At 64.8% G+C, this 369-nt stretch carries 1 pseudogene; it reads right to left on the bottom strand.

Annotated features, from left to right (window positions below):
* Positions 1–369: pseudogene (gene fadH, locus A6013_RS26510) on the bottom strand (NADPH-dependent 2,4-dienoyl-CoA reductase); the annotation flags it as partial.

Below are 369 nucleotides of genomic sequence, written 5' to 3'. Positions count from 1 at the left end.
GCGGCACCGGCGTGGCGATGGTCGGGATGCGCGCTTCGTGCCAGCCAATCCCGGTGTTGATGATGGTGGCACCTGCGGCTTCAATCGCCTGCGCGAGCTGCACGGTTTAGTCGAACGTGCCGCCGCCCTACACAAGGTCGTGCATATACAGTCGTAAGATAATAATAAAGTCGGCGCCCGCTCGTTCGCGCACCGCGCGCACCACCTCCCCGGCTAAGCGCATCGGGCGGGCATAGTCACCGCCCCATTCGTCGGCGCGCTGGTTGGTGCGGGCGGCGAGGAATTCGTTAATCAGATAGCCTTCAGAGCCCATCACCTCCACGCCGTCGTAGCCCGCCTCACGCGCCAGCGCGGCGCAGCGGGCAAAAT

It is taken from the genome of Enterobacter sp. IF2SW-B1 (genome assembly GCF_001743375.1).
GTDB classification, from domain to species: domain Bacteria; phylum Pseudomonadota; class Gammaproteobacteria; order Enterobacterales; family Enterobacteriaceae; genus Enterobacter; species Enterobacter bugandensis.
This window is presented reverse-complemented; position numbering and strand designations above follow the sequence as displayed.